Genomic DNA, 19,386 nt, shown 5'->3' with positions numbered 1-19,386 from the left:
TCTGCTATGAAAAATATACAACTCTTCAAATATCTGCTGCTTGGATGTATCATTCTGGGCTACAGCGCCTGTAGAAAGGATACCCAGCCTATTCCGGAGCAGGATAAACCCCTGTTGCCGCCTGACCCAACCGCCGTGGTTAAAGGGTTCTATTTGCTTAATGAGGGTAATATGAACATGAACAAGGCTTCGCTTGATTACCTGGATTATACCACCGGGCAATATCGCCGTAACATATATAATCAAACCAACCCCGATGTTACCAAAGGTTTGGGCGATGTGGGTAACGACATCGGTATTTATGGCTCAAAAGTGTATGTAGTGGTCAATGTATCCAACAAGGTGGAGGTTTTGAATACTAAAACCGGTAAGCGGATATCACTTATTAATATAGATAACTGTCGCTACGTAACCTTTCATAATGGTAAAGCCTATGTAAGTGCCTATTTGGGTAAAGTTGGTGATCCCAAAGCACCAAATGGTGCCGTTAATGAGATAGATACTGCTACCCTGCAGATCACAAGAAAGGTAACCGTCGGTCGCCAGCCCGAAGAGATGGCCATCGTGGGCGAAAAGCTGTATGTGGCTAATTCAGGAGGCTATAGTCCGCCAAATTATGAACGTACAGTCTCGGTAATTGATCTGGCTTCATTTACCGAATTGAAACGTATTGATGTAGCCATTAACCTGGATAGGGTAAAGGCCGATAGATATGGCGATATCTACATTACCTCCCGCGGTGATTATTATAACATCCCATCAAAACTATTTGTGATCGATACCAAAACCGACCAGGTGAAAAAGGAATTTGATTTTGGGGTGAGCAACCTTTGGATCGATGATGACATTGCCTATATGTATAGCTATGAGTTTAGCTACATCACGGGTAAAAATACTACAACCTATGCTATGCTTAACGTAAAGGACGAAACCGTGCTGTCCAGCAAGTTCATTACAGATGGCACCGAAAGTCAGATCAAAGTTCCTTATGGTATAGCGGTAAATCCCATAACCAAAGAGGTATTGGTTACCGATGCTAAAGATTATGTTACTCCGGGAACGCTGTATTGCTTTGATCCTTCAGGCAAGAAAAAATGGTCGGTTGTGGCCGGAGATATACCCGCGCATTTTGCATTTGCTTATTAAACAGAATACTAAAATTGAACCAATAAAAATGATAAAGATCAACTTAAACCACATGAAAAACCTGTCCTTCGCGCTTTTGCTTGGCGTAGCGTTATTATCGTCCTGTAAAAAGGATAAATCAACTGATACAACACCCGAAACACCTATACACCCTATTACTGCCCAAAGTAAGTCGTATGTAAATCAATTATTTGATTTTAATCCGGCCCCTGGTCAGTTTGACAATACGGGAATTGGCGATACTGTAGCAGCCAAAGGTACTTTAAATAACGATCAGGGCCTGGTAAGCTTGGGGGCCTGGGGTGGCTATATCGTGGTTGGCTTTGATCACACCGTTTTAAACGTACCCTATAAAGAGGATTTTATTGTTTACGGAAACGCCTTTTCCAGCTTTGCTGAACCTGGCGTAATATGGGTGATGCAGGATACCAATAACAATGGCAAACCCGATGATACCTGGTATGAATTAACCGGAAGCGCCCAATACAAAGATGGTTACACCCGCAATTACTCGGTTACCTACACCCGGCCTAAATGCGATACCTGCAGCGTGCCCTGGAAAGACAATAAGGGCAAAACCGGGGTTGTGCAAACTAATATATTTCATACGCAGCCTTATTTCCCGATAGGGCTTAAAGGTGATAGCTATACGCTGAGTGGTACGCTGCTGCCATCATCAAATATTAACGATGACGATCCATCATACATTACCAGTGCTGCTTTTGATTATGGCTACGGCGATAATACAGCCGGTGGCGACAAAGTAGATATTGATAACGCCATTGATGCCAAAGGAAACAAAGTAAGCCTGAAGGGTATAGATTTCATCAAAGTACAAACAGGTATCCTTTACAATATGGGCTGGCTGGGCGAACAATCAACCGAGTTTGGCGGTGCGGCCGATCTGAGCATGCTTAAAAACTAAAATCAAATAAATAATTCTACTTATCAAAACCACAAAACCTAAAAAGATGAACACAAAAAAATCTACCCTTGTAAAACTGTTACCCTACATTTTTCCGGTATTACTGATGGGAATGCTGAGCTCCTGTAAAAAAGATGCTGCTAACAATACACTGAATGCCAATCAGGCAAGCGGAAAACTCCAGGTGCATGGCACAGGCAAATATGATAACGGCTTTTTCCTGGTAAACGAAGGCTGGTATGGCCACGGTACCGGAACAGTAAGTTTTTACGACTTTGGAACGGGCTTAATCAGCGACAGCTTATTCACCAAAGAAAACCCGGGTAAAAACCTGAACCCAACCAGCAGTACTTTACAGTATGGTACTATTTTTAACGACAGGCTATATCTGGTAAGCAAAGTTGGCGGCCCCCTGGTAGTTGCCGATTCACACAGCTTGCTGGAAATAAACCGTATTGCCGCAAAAAGCACTAATGATTTTAGAGCCTTTGTTGGGATTGATGCTAACAATGGCCTGGTAAGCACAGGTTCGGGCATTTATCCTATCAATCTGCAAACACTGGTGCTGGGTACCAAACTCAGCGGTGTAACCGGCCAGGTAGGTGATATGATCAAAGCCGGTAATTATGTTTTTGTGCTTTCGGCATCAAATGGGGTAGTGGTATTAAATGCTTCTACCAATGCTGTGGTTACCTCTATTGCCGGCATGTTATGCGCGTTTGCCAAAACTCCTGACGGTGCTGTTTGGGCTGCTGGTGGTACACAATTGGTACGTATTGATCCGGCTACTTTGGCGGTACAAACCATAACTGTACCTTTTGCCATATACGGCTCATGGGCGGCATGGCATCCTGGCTCTATCACGGCTTCTACTACCGAAAATGCCATCTTCATAGCCAAAAATGCTACATTTTCTGGCGGAACCCAGATCTATAAATATACAGCTGCCAACAGTGCTTCATTTACTACGCCATTTATAACCGTAGCAACGGGCAGGGAATTGTATGGTGCTGGTGTGGCTTATGATCCGGCTCATAATCAAGTTGTTGTTAATACGGTACACTCTGGCTTTACCACCAATTTTAGTTTTAATGATCTGTGTTTTTACAACGCTTCAACAGGCTCATTGATTAATGACATTGCTTACACCGGCTATTATTTCCCTTCTATCGCGGTATTTCATTAATTCTTTAGATATCCAGTTTAATAAGAAGGCTGCCAACAGGTGGCCTTTTTTAGTTTTGTTAGTAATGAAAAAATGCATGGATCACGGTATGAATGACTTTGTAGCAAAGCCTTTTGACGCGCAGGATCTTGATCAAAAAATAAAGGCTATTTTAATGGATGCTTGATTAATAACACCTGCAATTTTAAAATAAGCTGTAACATTAACTATATTTAACAATCAAAATACCTAATTAATGCCGTATTTAGTGGCGTAAACCCCTACGCCCTATATTTTCACGATTATTTTACCTTATGATACTTTTAAAATCGTCCTGCAAAACTTATCATGTACTTTCGCCTCAACAATGGGCTGCATTTTTTACGATCGTTTTATCAACGGCTATATTGAGTTCCTGTGGCAGTAAAAATAAACAAGCAGCCGAAGGTCAGGGGGGAGAGCAGGTATTGGATTATAAGGTACTTACTTTGCAACCGCGCCCCGCTACTTTAAATGTAGATTATCCGGCAAGCATACAAGGCCAGCAAAATATCGAGATACGGCCCAAGGTTGACGGCTATGTAGAAAAAATATATGTTGACGAAGGTTCCATAGTGAAAAAAGGGCAATTGCTTTTTAAGATCAATGCGCCACAGTATGAACAGGATGTACGTACCGCCCAGGCTGGTATCAAAACTGCAGAGGCCGACCTGAGCCTGGCCAAAATGCAGGTGAACAAAGTAAAGCCACTTGTTGACAAAGACATCATCAGTCATTACGAACTGGAATCGGCAGAGTATACACAGCAATCAAAAGCGGCTGCTCTGGCACAGGCAAAAGCCTCACTGGTAAATGCCCAGGTTAACCTGGGTTACACTACTATTACCAGTCCGGTAAATGGTGTTATTGGTTCATTACCATATAAATTAGGTAGCCTGGTAACCAGTACTACAACCGATCCTTTAACAACGGTTTATAACACATCCAATATTTACGCTTACTTTGCGCTGAACGAAAAACAACTGCTCGATTTTAGCAAGGATAGTACTGGTACAACCTCTTTCAAATCAAAATTGAGTAAACTACCTAACGTATCGCTCATACTCCCTGATGGTACTATTTATGAACATACCGGCCGTGTGGAAACGGTAAACGGATTGATCAACACCGCCACTGGCGCAGCTAACGTACGGGCAGGATTTATTAATCCCCGTGGATTGATCCGAAGCGGAAGCAGCGCAACCGTAAGAATACCAAACACCATCAAATCGGGCTTATTGGTGCCGCAAAGCGCCACATATGAATTACAGGATAAACGCTTTGTGTACCTGGTTGATAAACAGAACAAGATCAAAAACGTAGCTATACAAGTAATGGATAACACCGCCGGCCAGTTTTACGTGGTTACCGATGGTTTACATGCCGGCGATAAAATAGTACTGCAAAGCGCCAATAATTTACCTGATGGTACAACTATAAAAGCCAACCCGGTTAGCGCGGCATCTGTTTATGGCAACCTTAAATAGTGGAGTTTAATTTATCAATCCTGTTAAAGCAATTGTATGCTTAAAAAATTCATAGAACGCCCGGTATTATCAACCGTTATATCAGTTTTGTTGCTGATACTGGGTATACTCGGGCTTATTAATCTACCCATATCTCAATATCCGGATATAGCGCCGCCAACGGTAAATGTATCCGCCTTTTATAATGGCGCTAATGCCGATGTAGTGCTTAAAAGTGTGATCATCCCGATGGAGGAGCAGATCAACGGGGTGGAGAATATGACCTACATGACCTCCAGCGCCAGTAATGATGGTTCTGCATCAATCACGGTATATTTTAAAGTAGGTACCAATCCCGATCTGGCCGCGGTGAACGTGCAGAACAGGGTATCGCGAGCAACCAGTCTATTGCCGTTGGTGGTTACACAATCTGGTGTTACCGTGGCTAAAAGCCAAAGCAGCAACCTGGTTATTTTTTCGCTATACAGTGATAACAAAACCTACGACGAAACCTTTTTGCAGAACTATGCCAAAATAAACCTGGTACCGCAAATACAGCGTGTAACCGGCGTAGGTACTGCCGAGGTTTTTGGCTCAAGGGATTATTCTATGCGTATCTGGCTTAAGCCAGATGTGATGTCACGCTATGGCCTGGTGCCCGATGATATTACCGATGTGCTTAACGAACAAAATATAGAGGCTGCACCGGGTAAATTTGGCGAAAACAGTAATCAGTCCTTTCAATATGTAATCAGGTACAAAGGGCGATTGCAAACCGCGGCTGAATTTGGCAACATGATTATCAAATCGGTAGGCAATGGACAATTACTGCGATTGAATGATGTGGCTCGTGTTGAGTTAGGTTCGTTGGATTATTCGTTTCATATCATTACAGATGGCAAGCCATCAGTAGGTGTAGCCATTAGCCAAACAGCAGGGTCAAATGCCCGCGATGTGATCAACGAATCAAAAAAGATCCTGGATGCAGCTGCAGAAACTTTTCCTAAAGGGATGAAGATCGCCTACCTGGTTGATGCCAATGAGGTTTTGGATGCCTCGATAGAAAAAGTGATCAGTACGCTTATAGAGGCCTTTATATTGGTGTTTATCGTGGTGTTTGTGTTTCTGCAAGATTTTCGCTCAACCCTCATTCCGGCTATCGCGGTTCCGGTGGCTATTGTAGGTACCTTCTTTTTCCTTAACCTGTTTGGATTTACCATTAACCTGCTTACGCTATTTGCATTGGTACTGGCCATTGGTATTGTGGTGGATGACGCTATTGTGGTGGTCGAAGCCGTACACGCCAAATTGGATATAGGCTATAAATCGGCCCGCAAGGCATCTATTGATGCCATGAGCGAAATATCAGGCGCTATAGTTTCCATTACGCTGGTGATGTCGGCAGTGTTTCTGCCGGTAACTTTCATATCGGGCTCAACTGGTGTGTTTTATAAACAATTTGGTATTACGTTGGCTGTGGCTATTATGCTTTCGGCCATCAACGCGTTAACGCTTAGCCCGGCTTTGTGTGCCCTATTCTTAAAACCGCATGAAAAGGGGACTAAAAAACACGGCTTTATCAATCATTTTTATGTGATATTCAATACCGCCTTTGATGCGGTAAGCGGTAAATATAAAAAGTCAGTAGGTTTCCTGGCGCATAAAAAGTGGATCGCGCTTGCTGCTATAGCCATATTTGCTGCGGTTCTTATTTATCTGGTAAAAACTACCCCTTCCAGTTTTGTACCCAATGAAGATCAGGGGGTTGTATTTGCTGCCATTAGTCTGCCCCCGGCATCGTCAATGGAACGCACAGACGCGGTTGCCAGTAAGATCGATAGCATCGGGCATACCTTTCCGGCCGTAGTGAGTTCTTTAAAGCTGGTTGGGTTTAACTTTATAGCAGGTAATGGCAGCGCTTATGCTATGGTGATCCTGAAGCTGAAAACCTGGGATCAGCGTAAGTCAAAAAGTGATAGCCAGGAGGGTATTATTGGTCAGCTTTATGGCAAAACCAGTGGGATGAGGGAGGCCAATGTGTTTTATTTTTCGCCGCCTACTTTAAATGGCTTTGGTAACAGCGATGGTTTTGAATTCCAGCTGCAGGACAAAGGTGGTCATACGGTGAACGAATTGTTTAAAGTGAGTAATGATTTTATAGCAGCCCTCGGCAAACGTCCCGAAATCCAGAGCCTTAACTCTTCGTTCAACCCCAATTTTCCGCAATACCAGGTTGATGTTAATGTAGCCAAATGTAAAGAGGCCGGTGTAACGGTAAATTCGGTGCTGAATACGTTACAAGGGTATTATGGCGGCTTATATGCTTCCAACTTTAACCAGTTTGGTAAACAATACCGCGTAATGGTTCAGGCCGATTATGATTACCGGGCCACCGAAACTGGTTTGAGCAAAATATTTGTACGCAATAGCGCAGGTACTATGGCGCCTATAACCTCCTTTATTTCTTTGAAAAGAGTGTTTGGGCCAGAGTCTATTTCCCGGTTTAACCTGTTTACAGCCATATCAGTTTCGGGGCAACCAAAACCGGGTTTTAGTACCGGTGATGCCATTAAAGCCATCAAAGAGGTTGCTATAGAGAGCCTGCCTGCGGGTTACGGCTATGAGTTTTCGGGCTTAACACGTGAGGAATTAACCGCAGGAACACAGTCGGCTTATATATTTATGCTTTGCCTGGTGTTTGTTTACTTTTTATTAAGCGCCCAGTATGAAAGCTATATTCTGCCTTTCGCGGTATTGCTCTCCCTGCCTGTAGGTTTATCAGGGACTTACCTGTTTGCCAAGATCTTCGGTATCGAAAGTAATATTTACCTGCAGATCTCGCTGATCATGCTCATTGGACTACTGGCCAAAAATGCCATCCTGATAGTGGAGTTTGCTTTGGAAAGACGACGGGCGGGTATGGAATTGATCCCAGCCGCTATTGCCGGTGCCGAAGCCCGTTTACGACCGATCCTGATGACCTCCTTCGCTTTTATATTTGGTATTATGCCATTGATGTTCTCGACAGGAGCAGGCGCCAATGGCAACAAGTCTATCGGTACAGGTGCAGTAGGTGGTATGTTTGTGGGAACGATATTCGGGGTATTTGTGATCCCGATATTGTTTATCATCTTCCAGCATTTGCAGGAAAAGGTAAGCGGTCCGCCGAAAGAAGATAATGACGACGATGAGGATGACGCGGTAGAAATCAAACCTGCTCATTGATCTATCAATTAAAAACATCGCCATGAACAGAAATTGTTTAAAATATATATTACTATTTGTCTCTCTTTCGAGTGTCCTGTTATCTTGCAGGATAACTAAAAGGTATAAACGACCCGATGTAAATACTCAAGGCCTTTATCGTGGTAGCCAGTCGACTGATACTACCACCATAGCTTCTATGTCCTGGCAAAGCCTGTTTGCGGATACTGTATTGCGGTCATTGATACAGGAAGGTTTAAATAATAACCTTGATCTGAAAACCGCGGTACAAAAGATATTGGAAGCGCAGGCAACATTGCGGCAGAGCAAAGCGGCTTATTTACCCAGTTTAAGTGGTAATGCCTCTGTTACACGATCAAAACAATCACAGGCGGGCTTGAATTTTCCGGAAGGCATCGATATCAATACCCTTACAACTACTTACCAGGCAGGTTTAAGCACCTCCTGGGAAGCTGATGTTTGGGGTAAGCTGAGTAGTACCAAAAGAGCTGCCCTGGCCAGTTTTTTACAAAGCGATGCTGCTAAGAGAGCCGTACAAACCCAACTGATAGCTGATATCGCCAATAATTATTTCAGTCTGCTGGCTTTGGATAAGCAGTTAGAAATTACCCAACAAACGCTCCAAAACCGGATAAAGGATGTGGAGACCATGAAGGAGCTCAAAAAAGGAGCAGTGGTTAATGGTGCAGCCGTAGTACAAAGCGAGGCCAATCGCTACGCTGCGGAGGTATCTATTCCCGACATTAAACGCAGTATCCGCGAAACAGAAAATGCATTAGACATCCTGCTTTCAAGAGCGCCCGGGCCAATTAGCCGTAGCGCATTGGCCGATCAAAAGGTGACCACCGAACTGCAAACAGGCGTTCCGACCCAACTGCTGACCAATCGCCCGGATGTGCAGCAAAGCGAATATGCGTTTAGAGCAGCTTTTGAGAATACCAACCTGGCGCGGACTTATTTTTATCCATCATTTACCATAACCGCTTCGGGAGGTTTATCAAGCCTGACTTTAAAAGACTTTTTTGATAAGTCAATATTCTATAATGCAGCGGCGGGTTTAACACAACCTATTTTTAATCAGGGAATTAATAAAGCCCGTTTACGTACCGCGCAGGCGCAGCAGCAGGAAGCACTGAACAGCTTTCAGAAAACACTGCTGGTGGCAGGACAGGAAGTTTCCAACGCACTATATGCGCATGAAACCGCGGTTGAAAAGCAGGACTCACGCAGCAAACAGATCATCGCCCTGCAAAAATCGGTTGATTATACGCAGGAATTATTACGCTATAGTTCGGCTACTAACTATACTGATGTATTGACCTCCGAACAAAATTTATTAGCCGCTCAATTAAGCGGCGTGAGCGATAAACTACAGGAATTACAAGCCATTGTGAATTTATACCGCGCGCTGGGTGGCGGATGGCGGTAGATATAAGTCGGAGACGCATGTAATGCGTCTCTACAGTTAAATTGGTCGTAGAGACACATCACATGTGTCTTTCTATAAAGAATAAAAAAGCCAGGCTTCATGAAGCCTGGCTTTTTTTATGGATAATTATCAGATACTTATTAAGTTTTATTGGTCATATATATTGTTTGTGAATTTCTTAATAAGTTATATAAAGTTCTTTTCGATTAATTAATAATCTATAATAGTTTAAAAATTAAGTATTTATTAAGATTTTTTTAATATCCATCCGCTTATTTTATGTCAATAACCAATTTATGCCGATAAGCTTTTTCTTAAAGTTTTCGGTTTATTAAAACCTTAATATCTATGAAAAAACATGTTTTTATGCCCCCTTAGGGATTGCTATGCCCAATTGTAAAATTAACTAATATCAGACCAATTATTAAACACTTAAATTATGAAATTGAAAACTATTAAGGCAATATTTTTATTAGCCCTATTTGGTATAATAAGCGTAAGCAGCTGTAAAAAGGGATTAGACAATAACACCGCTGGTGCTTTGGCCGGAAAAAACAAAAAAACATCCGCATCACCTGTAGGCGATGTTGTGGGTAAAATCACCGTGGGGTATCAGGGCTGGTTCGCCGCTATTGGCGATGGTTCGCCCATTAATATCTGGTGGCATTGGGCGCCAAATGCGGGCCAGGCACCATCAACAAACAACATCGGCATCAAATCATGGCCCGATATGCGCGAGTATACCAGTTCATATCAAACCGGGTTCGCTAATTTGAATAATGGAACTCCGGCTAAGTTATTCTCGTCTTTTAATGATCAAACCGTAAATGTACAGTTCCAGTGGATGCAGCAAAATAATATTGATTGTGCTGCCCTACAACGTTTTAATCCTACGGGAGGCGAAGGCCCGGTGCGTGACGCTATAACTGCCAAGGTAAAAACCGCGGCAGAGGCTACCGGTCGCAAGTTTTATATCATGTATGATATAACCGGATGGACAAATATGCAATCGGAGATTAAAACCGACTGGACGAACAAAATGTCGGCATATACTTCGTCATCTGCTTATGCCAAACAAAACGGAAAACCGGTAGTATGTATCTGGGGATTGGGCTTTAATGATGCTAATCACCCATTTTCTTCAGCTGTTTGTCTGGATGTGATCAATTGGTTTAAAGGCCAGGGTGTTTATATTATAGGAGGTGTACCTGCCTCATGGCGCGACACCAATGCGACCGATATACAGCCTAACTTTTTACCCACCGCTACTGCCTTGAACATGATATCGCCATGGATGATCGGTAAAATAAGTAACGTAACCGAAGCTAATAACTTCTATAACGATCATCAGGCAGGCGATCAGACCTATTGTAATGCCAACGGTATCGATTACCAGCCTTGCGTGTTACCTGGCGATCTGCAATTACATCAACGGGCGCATGGCGACCTGATGTGGACGCAGTTTTACAACCTGATCCGTGGTGGTGCACAGGGCATATATATATCCATGTTTGACGAGTATAATGAAGGTAATCAGATTGCTAAAACGACCGAAAACTCATCGTTCGTTCCGGCTGGTTCCAATTTTTTATCATTGGATGAAGATGGTACCGTATGCTCTGCCGATTACTACCTGCGCTTAACCGGCGACGGTGGCAGGATGTTGAAAGGACAAATTGCATTAACAGCTACAAGACCAACACAGCCAGTAGTGGGAGGCAGTACTGGCACGGTGCCCTTCGGGCAAGTAGTAACCATAAAAGGTTCAAATAACCTATATGTGAGTTCTGAGAACGGTACACAAGCCATGAACTGTAACCGTGCAACCGCCCAAGGCTGGGAGCAGTTTACAGTTGTTAACGCAGGTAACGGAAAGGTTTCCTTGTTAAATTCCAGCAAATATGTATCCTCAGAAAACGGTACACAGGCCATTAACTGTAACCGCACCGCTATTGGCCCCTGGGAACAATTTGATTGGGTTTTCAATTCAAACGGTACCATCTCTTTAAGAGGCAATAATGGCGCTTATCTTTCAAGCGAAGGAGGTACTGTGGCCATGACTTGCACCCGAACAACTATAACCGGAACAGAGCAGTTCCGAATAAACCAATAAACCCCACCCAAACCCTCCCCGGAAGGGAGGGCTTTTTACAAAGCCTTATAAACAAAACCGGCGACCATATCAGGTCGCCGGTTTTGTTTTATGCTTATTCGGCAACAAACTTAAGCCCGATAACAGAGATGATGAGCGTACTCATAAAAAACAGGCGCCAAAAGTTGGTCGGATCTTTAAATACCAAAATACCTACCAGCACGGTGCCTACGGCGCCGATGCCTGTCCAAACGGCATATGCTGTGCCTATGGGCAGGGTTTGGATGGCTTTTATCAACAGTACCATGCTCAGGGTCATGGTGACGAAGAATCCGGTATACCAAAGGTACATTTCGGTACCTGTTGTTTGTTTGGCTTTGCCCAGGCAGGAGGCAAAACCCACTTCGCAAAGACCTGCGATGATTAATATTATCCAATTCATTTTATCTTATATTTATTTCGACTATAAAGTTGGGGAGTATAAACAGCCTAAAAATTAACATAGGATAAATAATGCAGCTACCTTATTTTCGATCTTATACGACTTAAACTCACCTGCGTAATGCCCAGGTAAGAGGCTATGTGGCATAATTGAACCCTTTGGATAAGATCTGGACTGTTGGTTAATATATCCTGGTATCTGTCGGCCGCCATGCTGAATTGCCGGGAGATCAATCTTTCCTCCACTTTAATCAGCTCTGTTTCGGCAAATCGGCGACCCCAGTTGGCAATATGTATGTCTTCGGTAAATAGCCTTTGGAGTTCGCTGTTTTTAATGCGGTACAATATACAATCCTCTAAAAGCTCAATATTTTCGTAACCGGGTTTATTCTCCACATAATTTTTCATCGAGATAACGGTATCGCCTTCCCGGCCAAACCAAAAGGTTACTTCAGTATCATGTTGATATAAATAGGCCCTTACAATGCCTTTTTTTATAAAATAAACGTTCCTGCTAATTTTGCCGGCCTCAAACAAGATATGCCCCTTAGGCAAAGTAATTTCTTCGATAACCTGCCGAAGCTTCTGCCCGGAGGCTTCGGGTACAGCATAAATTTGATTGATAATTTGTTCTATGCTCAATTTAACGATTGTTAATTAAATATTTATTCTGTCTTTGAGGGTATTTGCCTCTACAATTGTCCTTCATGTGCCGTTACGAATAAAACGGAACTGTTATTATAAAAGAATATTAATAACATTGTTTGCAGTATTAAATCTTATAAACCTTTAACCCTAGCCAATGAAACGTAACTACTACATTGTAGCCCTGATCATGCTGATCTTTTTCGTGATCTCTTTTCTAACCAATGTCATCGGTCCGCTGATACCGGATATCATAAAAGTATTCAATTTAAGTTACACATTGGCAGGCGTACTTCCACTGGCATTCTTTATAGCCTATGGTGTGATGTCGGTACCATCGGCTATTATGCTGGAAACATTTAAAGAGAAAAAGATCATGGTGGCGGCGTTTATCGTGGCTTTTTTAGGTTCGCTATTGCTGGCTATGGAACCTAATTATCTGAGCGCTATCATTTCCTTATTCCTGATAGGCTGCGGTATGGCTATGTTGCAGGTGGTCATCAATCCGCTGTTACGCACCTCAGGCGGCGAAGAGAATTATGCTTTTACATCCGTATTGGCGCAATTGATATTCGGACTGGCATCTTTCCTAAGTCCGCTGGTTTACTCTTATATGGTTAAAGCTTTAAAAGAGAATAATAGTGGCGGTATCATGGGTTTATTGCATTCATTGGTGCCAGCCAATTTACCATGGATCTCATTGTATTGGCTTTTTACGGTGATCTGCCTGGCCATGGTTTTGTTGCTATTATTCACCAAATTTCCTAAAGTAGAGTTGAAAGAAGATGAGCAGGTGGGCTCTTTACAAACCCATTTCGCTTTGTTTAAACAACCCATAGTTATCCTGTTTTTGGTAGCCATGTTTTGTTATGTAGGTACCGAGCAGGGTATAGCCAACTGGATCTCTCAATTTTTGAAAACCTATCATGGTCTCGACCCTCAAACAAAAGGAGCAGATACCGTAGCCTATTTCTGGGGACTGATGACTGCCGGAGGTATCCTGGGTTTATTCTTATTGAAGATCATGGATAGCCGTAAAGTGCTCATCAGTTTTACCGTATTGGCCTTAGTTTGCTTAACGGCAGCTTTGTTTGGGCCAACCAGCGTGGCTTTGATCGCGTTTCCGCTCGTAGGTTTCTTTGCTTCGGTGATGTATCCCATTATATTTTCACTGGCGCTTAACTCCATCAATAAAGATCATGGATCTTTCGCTGGCCTGCTGGTTACGGCCATTATTGGCGGCGCGGTAATACCACCGGTTATCGGTTTGCTGGGCGACGCGTTTGGCTTGCGGGCAGGGATGTTCTTTTTGTACATCACCCTGGGTTATATATTAAGCGTAGGCTTCTGGGCAAAACCACTCATCACCAATAAAACCATCGACATTAAAAAGAAAGCTACTCATGAATAATATTAAAGTTATAGGAATAGATCTGGGTGCTACCAATATCCGAGGCGCTGTTGTAAATAATAACACTTTGTCGGCCATTGTATCACAAAAAATAAAAAGTGATGGATCTGTTGAGGATGTAATGAATGATATATACCAGGTAGTTGACAGCCTGCTTCAGAAAGACCAGGTGGCCGCCATTGGTATTGGTGTACCCAGTGTGGTTGATGTTGCCGAAGGTATTGTATATGATGTGCAATACATTCCTTCATGGAAAGAGGTGCATTTAAAGCAGCTGATGGAAACGCGTTATGGCATCCCCGTTTATGTAAATAACGATGCCAATTGCTTTGCTGTAGGTGAATATTACTTCGGTAAAGGGAATAACGTGGATTCGATGATCGGTTTAACGCTGGGGACGGGTTTAGGAGCCGGTATCATGATCAACAAACGATTGTACCCTGGCTTTAACTGCGGAGCCGGTGAATTTGGTTTCTTTCCATACCTGGATAACATATTGGAGTTTTACAGCAGCGGATCTTTCTTTAACAACGTGTATGGTTTAGATGGTGTACAGGTATTTGAGGATGCTAAAAGGGGAGATGAGCAGGCATTAAAACTCTATGGCGAGCTGGGTACTCATATTGGCCATGCTATAAAACAGGTGATGTATGCTTATGATCCGCAGCTGATTGTACTGGGTGGTTCTGTGCGGCATGCTTACGCGTTTTTTCAGCAAACGATGTGGCAGGAGATCAAAAGATTCGCCTATACCAAAACTGTCGAGCGGATCAGGGTAGAGGTATCTGAACTGGAAAATAGCGGCATCATAGGCGCCGCCGCTTTGTATTATGATCATCAACAATAAATATAACTAACGCTATCATGAAAAAATTCATACTCACGCTGATCTTGCCTTTGTGTTTTCAACAGGCATTTAGCCAGGCCAGGCAGGAAAGTTTTCAGCTTATTCTTAAAGACGATTGGAAAATGCAATCGGCTGTAACCGATGCTGCACCAGCCGATAAAATTTCGAAAGATAATTACGATACCCAAAGCTGGTACAAAGTAAGCGTACCTACTACCATCATAGCCGGTTTGCTGGCTAATAAGGTTTATGATTTTGACCCATTCATGGGCCGTAATCTAAAAAAACTCAGCGATCCTAAACTGGATAAACCCTGGTGGTTCCGTCGGGAATTTACCTTGCCTGCCGCCGAGAATGGTAAAAATGTGATCCTGCGTTTGCATGGCATCAATTATAAGGCGAACATATGGCTTAACGGTGTAAAAATTGCCGATACGACCCAAACCAAAGGGCCTTTCCGCATCATTCAGCTGGATGTAACCAAACACATCAATTATACCGGTAACAATGTGTTGGCTCTTCAAATAACACGACCTTTTACGCCCAACAAAGCAAAAGGCGACCTGGCCATTGATTATGCCGACTGGATACCTTATCCGCCTGATTACAATGGCGGTATCGTAAACAATGTGGAGATCAAAACTTATGATAAAGTAGGGGTGCAGTATCCGCTGGTAACTACCCGTTTTGATCTGCCATCACTGGCCGTAGCGCATTTATATGTTGATGCGCTGGTGACCAATTATACCAATACTGCACAGGATGCGGTGATCAAAGGGCAGATCAATAGTGATTTGAGCTTTGAACAAAAAGTGCATTTGCTGCCCCACGAATCAAAGAATGTAGATTTTAGTCCGGAAGTTTATAAACAGCTCAATATCAAAAATCCGCGTATCTGGTGGCCTTGGCAATACGGCAAGGCCGAGCTGAACCGGGTTGAACTATCAGCAGTGGTAGGGGGTAAAGTGAGTAACACCCTTTGGGAGAAATTTGGCATCCGCCAGATGGACTCTAAGCTGATCGACAATGAATCGCGCGAGTTTATTGTGAATGGTAAACCTATCCTGATCCGCGGTGCGGCATGGTCGCCGGATATTTTCCAGCGTCGGTCGCCCGAACGTCAAGAGCAGGAAGTGAGACTGGTACGCGATATGAACATGAATATCATTCGCTCCGAAGGTAAAATGGAGGATGATAATTTTTATGATCTGTGCGATCAGTACGGTATGCTGGTGATGACCGGTTGGATGTGCTGCGGCGTATGGCAACATCCCGAGCACTGGGATGCCGCTGAGCGCAAGGTAGCCATGGCATCTGACAGTAGTGTGATGTTTTGGCTACGTAACAAAGCCAGTCTCATGGTTTGGCTCAATGGTAGTGATATGCCACCTACAGATACTTCGGTAGAAAGTGATTACCTAAAGATCGAGAAAACGCTGAAATGGCCAAATCCTATATTATCAACGGCTAATGAAATCAAATCAAAAGTATCCGGCTTCAGCGGTGTAAAAATGGCCGGCCCATATGAATGGGTGCCGCCTATATACTGGGAAACAGATGCTACGCACAAGTTCGGTGGTACCTGGAGTTTCGCTACAGAAATATCACCTGGCCCGTCTATCCCTCCATACGAGAGTTTGATCAAATTTATACCTAAAGATTCCCTGTCAACCAGTTCGCCGGCATGGCTATATCATTGCGGTACGGGATCATTTGGAACTACCAAGGTATTTGATAAAGCCCTGGCAAACCGCTATGGCGAATCAACAGCTATCAAAAATTATATAGCCAAGGCACAGGCGCAAAATTATGAGGCGCACCGTGCCATGATGGAAGCTTACGGCTTTAAAAAATACAATACAGCAACGGGAGTAGTACAATGGATGCTGGCCAACCCATGGCCCGGATTGATATGGCATACGTATGATTACTATTTGTATCCGGCTGGCACCTATTTCGGTATGAAAAAGTCGATGGAGCCATTGCATGTGATGTATTCCTATAAATCAAACGAGGTGGGGGTTATAAACTCCTATCTTAAAAAATTTAGCGGTTTGCAGGTAAAGGCCACAGTTTATAATATTGATGGTACGGTAAAATACACTAAAACAGTCCCGGTAAGCATAGAAGCAGATGCCTCGAAAGCGGTCTTTGCTTTGCCTGCCATTACAGGGCTGTCCCCGGCTTATTTTGTGCGTTTGCAGCTGACTGATAGTCGTGGCAAGGTAGAGAGCATCAACTGGTACTGGTTGTCGCAAAAAGTGGAAGTACTGAATTGGAAAAAATCGAACTGGTATACCACACCAGAATCGGCTTATGCTGATTACACGGCTTTACAGCAGATTCCCAAAACGGCACTAAAACTGAGCCGCGTTCAGGAAGATGCCAAAGGCGATAGTACCACACATGCAGTAGCGATTACCAACACCGGGAAATCAGTAGCCTTTTTTGTACACCTGCGGACATTGAAAGGTAAGGATGGTGATGATATATTGCCGGTAATATTCAGCGACAATTATGTTTCTCTGGCGCCGGGCGAAACAAGGGTGATCAAATGCACCTATAGCAACAAAGATGCAGCCGGTACAACGCCGTATTTCCTAACCTCGGCATGGAATATTAATGCCGCTAAAAGCAAGAGCGATGAGCAAGCTGGTTTTGAGGAGGGCTTACCGGTTAATTAATGTAAATAGCATCTTGCGCTCGTTTGCAACGAGTGCTTATTGTGGAGCAGCGATTGCATCGCTCTTGCGTTTTAAACGCAAACCCAGATTAAGCACTCGTTGCAAACGAGCGCAAGTAGATAGATAAAAAAAGCGTCATTGCGAGGTACGAAGCAATCTCTACATAGGCAGGTCAACTATGTATGGTGCTCTGTACAGTATAGAGATTGCTTCGTACCTCGCAATGACGCTTTTTTACCTAATAGGTATATCACATCGTAATAACCACCCGTTTACCCTTTGCCTCCTGCTGCCATGCCTCAGCTACATCTTTTAAAGGTATGGCCAGGATATCAATAGATAACTTACCCTCCGCTGCCAGCTTAAATACTTCGGGCAGTATCTCTGTTTGAATTTTACCGATCACTTCTTTTGAAATACTTCCGCCGCCTGAGCCGGTAAGCTCAATAGCGGTACTGCGCAGGATAGCAGCTGGTAGATTGATAGCAGAACCTGCCATTTCGCCTAACTGTACATAACGGGTTATATGATCAGCCGTAGCATTAAGATCGTGCCCGGCCAAAGCGCCTAATAGCAACTCAGCGGGTTTTCCCCATAGGTAATCAATCACTACATCAAATGGCTTTTTCGCTGCTTCGGTTTTGATGGCTTGTTTAATGTCGTCGTCAGATTGATTAAGGGATATAGTTACATCGGCACCAAGGCTATCCAATGCTCCCTGGTTGCGGCCCAGGGCGATGATCTTACCCGCACCTAAATGACGGGCTATTTGTACGGCCAGTTTTCCGGTAATCCCCGTTGCTCCTAATATTAGTACGGTATCATCTTGTTTTAATTTCCCCTTGTACGCCAATGACAGCCATGCCGATATAGCCGGATTGGGTAGAGCGGCCGCGGTAACGTCATCCAATCCGTCCGGTACTGGAACATACCAGTGGCTGTTGATCAGGGCCTTTTCGGCCATCATACCAGCTTGTGAACTGGCATAAACCCGCGTTCCGTCTTCCAGTACGCCAATACCATCAACCCCAACAACTGCCGGATAATTTTTATGCTTATCGTAATGGGTACCTTTAGCTCGTCCCTTATCCAGGTTTTTGATACTGGCCGCTTTTACGTTGATGAGTTGTTCGTGAGGAGCGGGGATAGGTTCTGCAAAATCTGCATATTGAGGAATTTTCCCTGCTTGATATAATACTGCTGCTTTCATTTAATTTGTTATTTGTCAAACAAATTTCAGCACTTGGCAGCGGGGCTACGATAACAAATGTTAATAAATGAAAAGGCTTGCTATTTGGTCACGGCGTTACGAATACGGCTTAACGAAACCGGGGTAATACCCAGGTAAGAGGCAATATAATGTTGAGGTATACGCTTAATAATGTGGGGTTTTTCTTTCAGCAAGGTCAGGTAACGTTCCTTAGGTGTGTATTTGATGAACGACATAAAATGGTTCATATAATTGAGCTGACGGTCGAGCATTACCCCGGCAAGTTGGTTCCTGAACTCCGGGATCTCATTTAACTCCTTCATCAGGTTTTCGTAGTCTTTTTTATGGATCCAGTAAAGTATGCAGGGTTCAATGGTTTCAAGTGTGACCAGGCTTGGTATACCTTTCCTGAAACTTTCTATAGATGATACGCCTTCCTGTTCAAAAAAGAATTGGAAGGTTACATCCTTGCCTTTATTGTTGAACCAGACCCGCAGGCAGCCCTTTTCGATGTACCAGGCTTTTTTGGATACATCTCCCTCGTGCAAAAGGATGGTTTTTGCAGGAACTTCAAGGCGATGGTAAAAGCTGGCGTATCTTTCCCATGAGCCCTGAAGTTGTTGCGGTAATAATTTTTTTAGCTGATCAAACACAGCTCAAA

Annotated in this window: 14 protein-coding genes; 10 read left to right on the top strand and 4 right to left on the bottom strand. The window is 43.6% G+C overall.

Annotated elements, in window-relative coordinates; translation table 11 throughout:
- Positions 1-6 precede the first annotated feature (6 nt).
- The 7 genes from BLR84_RS11895 to BLR84_RS11865 all read left to right on the top strand — a co-directional run bounded on the left by BLR84_RS11895 (position 7) and on the right by BLR84_RS11865 (position 11,508).
- On the top strand, positions 7-1,146 hold the full coding sequence (locus BLR84_RS11895) for a YncE family protein (protein ID WP_090468179.1): 1,140 nt from the start codon (positions 7-9) through the stop codon (positions 1,144-1,146).
- 28 nt (positions 1,147-1,174) lie between these two features.
- Positions 1,175-2,071, top strand: coding sequence for a cell surface protein (locus BLR84_RS11890; RefSeq protein WP_090469242.1), 897 nt, complete (start codon positions 1,175-1,177; stop codon positions 2,069-2,071).
- Between the two features lie 46 nt (positions 2,072-2,117).
- A complete protein-coding gene (locus tag BLR84_RS11885) occupies positions 2,118-3,257 on the top strand; it encodes a DUF5074 domain-containing protein (protein WP_090468178.1) in 1,140 nt (379 codons plus the stop codon).
- A gap of 293 nt (positions 3,258-3,550) precedes the next feature.
- Positions 3,551-4,762, top strand: coding sequence for an efflux RND transporter periplasmic adaptor subunit (locus tag BLR84_RS11880; RefSeq protein ID WP_090468176.1), 1,212 nt, complete (start codon positions 3,551-3,553; stop codon positions 4,760-4,762).
- 36 nt (positions 4,763-4,798) lie between these two features.
- Positions 4,799-7,966: an efflux RND transporter permease subunit gene (locus BLR84_RS11875; protein WP_090468174.1), complete on the top strand. Its 3,168-nt coding sequence runs from the start codon at positions 4,799-4,801 to the stop codon at positions 7,964-7,966.
- Between the two features lie 22 nt (positions 7,967-7,988).
- Positions 7,989-9,395: an efflux transporter outer membrane subunit gene (locus BLR84_RS11870; RefSeq protein WP_090468172.1), complete on the top strand. Its 1,407-nt coding sequence runs from the start codon at positions 7,989-7,991 to the stop codon at positions 9,393-9,395.
- A gap of 439 nt (positions 9,396-9,834) precedes the next feature.
- Complete coding sequence (locus BLR84_RS11865; RefSeq protein WP_090468170.1) at positions 9,835-11,508, top strand: lectin; 1,674 nt, start codon at positions 9,835-9,837, stop codon at positions 11,506-11,508.
- A 94-nt stretch (positions 11,509-11,602) separates the two neighbouring features.
- Here the strand turns inward: BLR84_RS11865 and BLR84_RS11860 are convergent, their stop codons facing one another.
- Positions 11,603-11,929, bottom strand: a complete 327-nt coding sequence (locus tag BLR84_RS11860) for a DMT family transporter (RefSeq protein ID WP_090468168.1) — start codon at positions 11,927-11,929, stop codon at positions 11,603-11,605.
- Positions 11,930-12,006: 77 nt separating this feature from the next.
- Positions 12,007-12,570 carry a Crp/Fnr family transcriptional regulator gene (locus tag BLR84_RS11855; RefSeq protein WP_090468167.1) on the bottom strand — a complete coding sequence of 188 codons (564 nt, stop codon included), beginning with the start codon at positions 12,568-12,570 and terminating at the stop codon, positions 12,007-12,009.
- A 160-nt stretch (positions 12,571-12,730) separates the two neighbouring features.
- Here BLR84_RS11855 and BLR84_RS11850 point away from each other — a divergent pair, with 160 nt between their 5' ends.
- The 3 genes from BLR84_RS11850 to BLR84_RS11840 are packed head-to-tail and all read left to right on the top strand — an operon-like array spanning position 12,731 to position 17,515.
- Positions 12,731-13,984 carry a sugar MFS transporter gene (locus BLR84_RS11850; RefSeq protein WP_090468165.1) on the top strand — a complete coding sequence of 418 codons (1,254 nt, stop codon included), beginning with the start codon at positions 12,731-12,733 and terminating at the stop codon, positions 13,982-13,984.
- Positions 13,977-14,831, top strand: coding sequence for an ROK family protein (locus BLR84_RS11845; protein WP_090468164.1), 855 nt, complete (start codon positions 13,977-13,979; stop codon positions 14,829-14,831). Before BLR84_RS11850 ends, BLR84_RS11845 begins: the two co-directional genes overlap by 8 nt.
- A 17-nt stretch (positions 14,832-14,848) precedes the next feature.
- On the top strand, positions 14,849-17,515 hold the full coding sequence (locus BLR84_RS11840) for a glycosyl hydrolase 2 galactose-binding domain-containing protein (protein WP_090468162.1): 2,667 nt from the start codon (positions 14,849-14,851) through the stop codon (positions 17,513-17,515).
- Between the two features lie 250 nt (positions 17,516-17,765).
- On the opposite strand, the gene BLR84_RS11835 is transcribed toward BLR84_RS11840, so the two are convergent.
- Positions 17,766-18,725, bottom strand: coding sequence for a quinone oxidoreductase family protein (locus BLR84_RS11835; protein WP_090468161.1), 960 nt, complete (start codon positions 18,723-18,725; stop codon positions 17,766-17,768).
- An 80-nt stretch (positions 18,726-18,805) separates the two neighbouring features.
- Entirely contained in the window at positions 18,806-19,378 is a 573-nt protein-coding gene (locus tag BLR84_RS11830; protein ID WP_090468159.1) for a Crp/Fnr family transcriptional regulator, read from the bottom strand.
- Positions 19,379-19,386 lie beyond the last annotated feature (8 nt).

Source organism: Mucilaginibacter sp. OK268 (genome assembly GCF_900103125.1).
Classification (GTDB): Bacteria; Bacteroidota; Bacteroidia; order Sphingobacteriales; family Sphingobacteriaceae; genus Mucilaginibacter.
Note: the sequence above shows the minus strand (reverse complement) of the source record. Positions and strands in the feature narration are given on the sequence as shown.

Excerpts from the sequence above, each read along its gene's own strand:
- BLR84_RS11880 (WP_090468176.1), top strand. The coding sequence starts at position 3,551 with ATGATACTTTTAAAATCGTCCTGCAAAACTTATCATGTACTTTCGCCT.
- BLR84_RS11840 (WP_090468162.1), top strand. The coding sequence starts at position 14,849 with ATGAAAAAATTCATACTCACGCTGATCTTGCCTTTGTGTTTTCAACAG.
- BLR84_RS11860 (WP_090468168.1), bottom strand. The coding sequence starts at position 11,929 with ATGAATTGGATAATATTAATCATCGCAGGTCTTTGCGAAGTGGGTTTT.
- BLR84_RS11875 (WP_090468174.1), top strand. The coding sequence starts at position 4,799 with ATGCTTAAAAAATTCATAGAACGCCCGGTATTATCAACCGTTATATCA.
- BLR84_RS11870 (WP_090468172.1), top strand. The coding sequence starts at position 7,989 with ATGAACAGAAATTGTTTAAAATATATATTACTATTTGTCTCTCTTTCG.
- BLR84_RS11865 (WP_090468170.1), top strand. The coding sequence starts at position 9,835 with ATGAAATTGAAAACTATTAAGGCAATATTTTTATTAGCCCTATTTGGT.
- BLR84_RS11895 (WP_090468179.1), top strand. The coding sequence starts at position 7 with ATGAAAAATATACAACTCTTCAAATATCTGCTGCTTGGATGTATCATT.
- BLR84_RS11845 (WP_090468164.1), top strand. The coding sequence starts at position 13,977 with ATGAATAATATTAAAGTTATAGGAATAGATCTGGGTGCTACCAATATC.
- BLR84_RS11835 (WP_090468161.1), bottom strand. The coding sequence starts at position 18,725 with ATGAAAGCAGCAGTATTATATCAAGCAGGGAAAATTCCTCAATATGCA.
- BLR84_RS11885 (WP_090468178.1), top strand. The coding sequence starts at position 2,118 with ATGAACACAAAAAAATCTACCCTTGTAAAACTGTTACCCTACATTTTT.
- BLR84_RS11890 (WP_090469242.1), top strand. The coding sequence starts at position 1,175 with ATGATAAAGATCAACTTAAACCACATGAAAAACCTGTCCTTCGCGCTT.
- BLR84_RS11850 (WP_090468165.1), top strand. The coding sequence starts at position 12,731 with ATGAAACGTAACTACTACATTGTAGCCCTGATCATGCTGATCTTTTTC.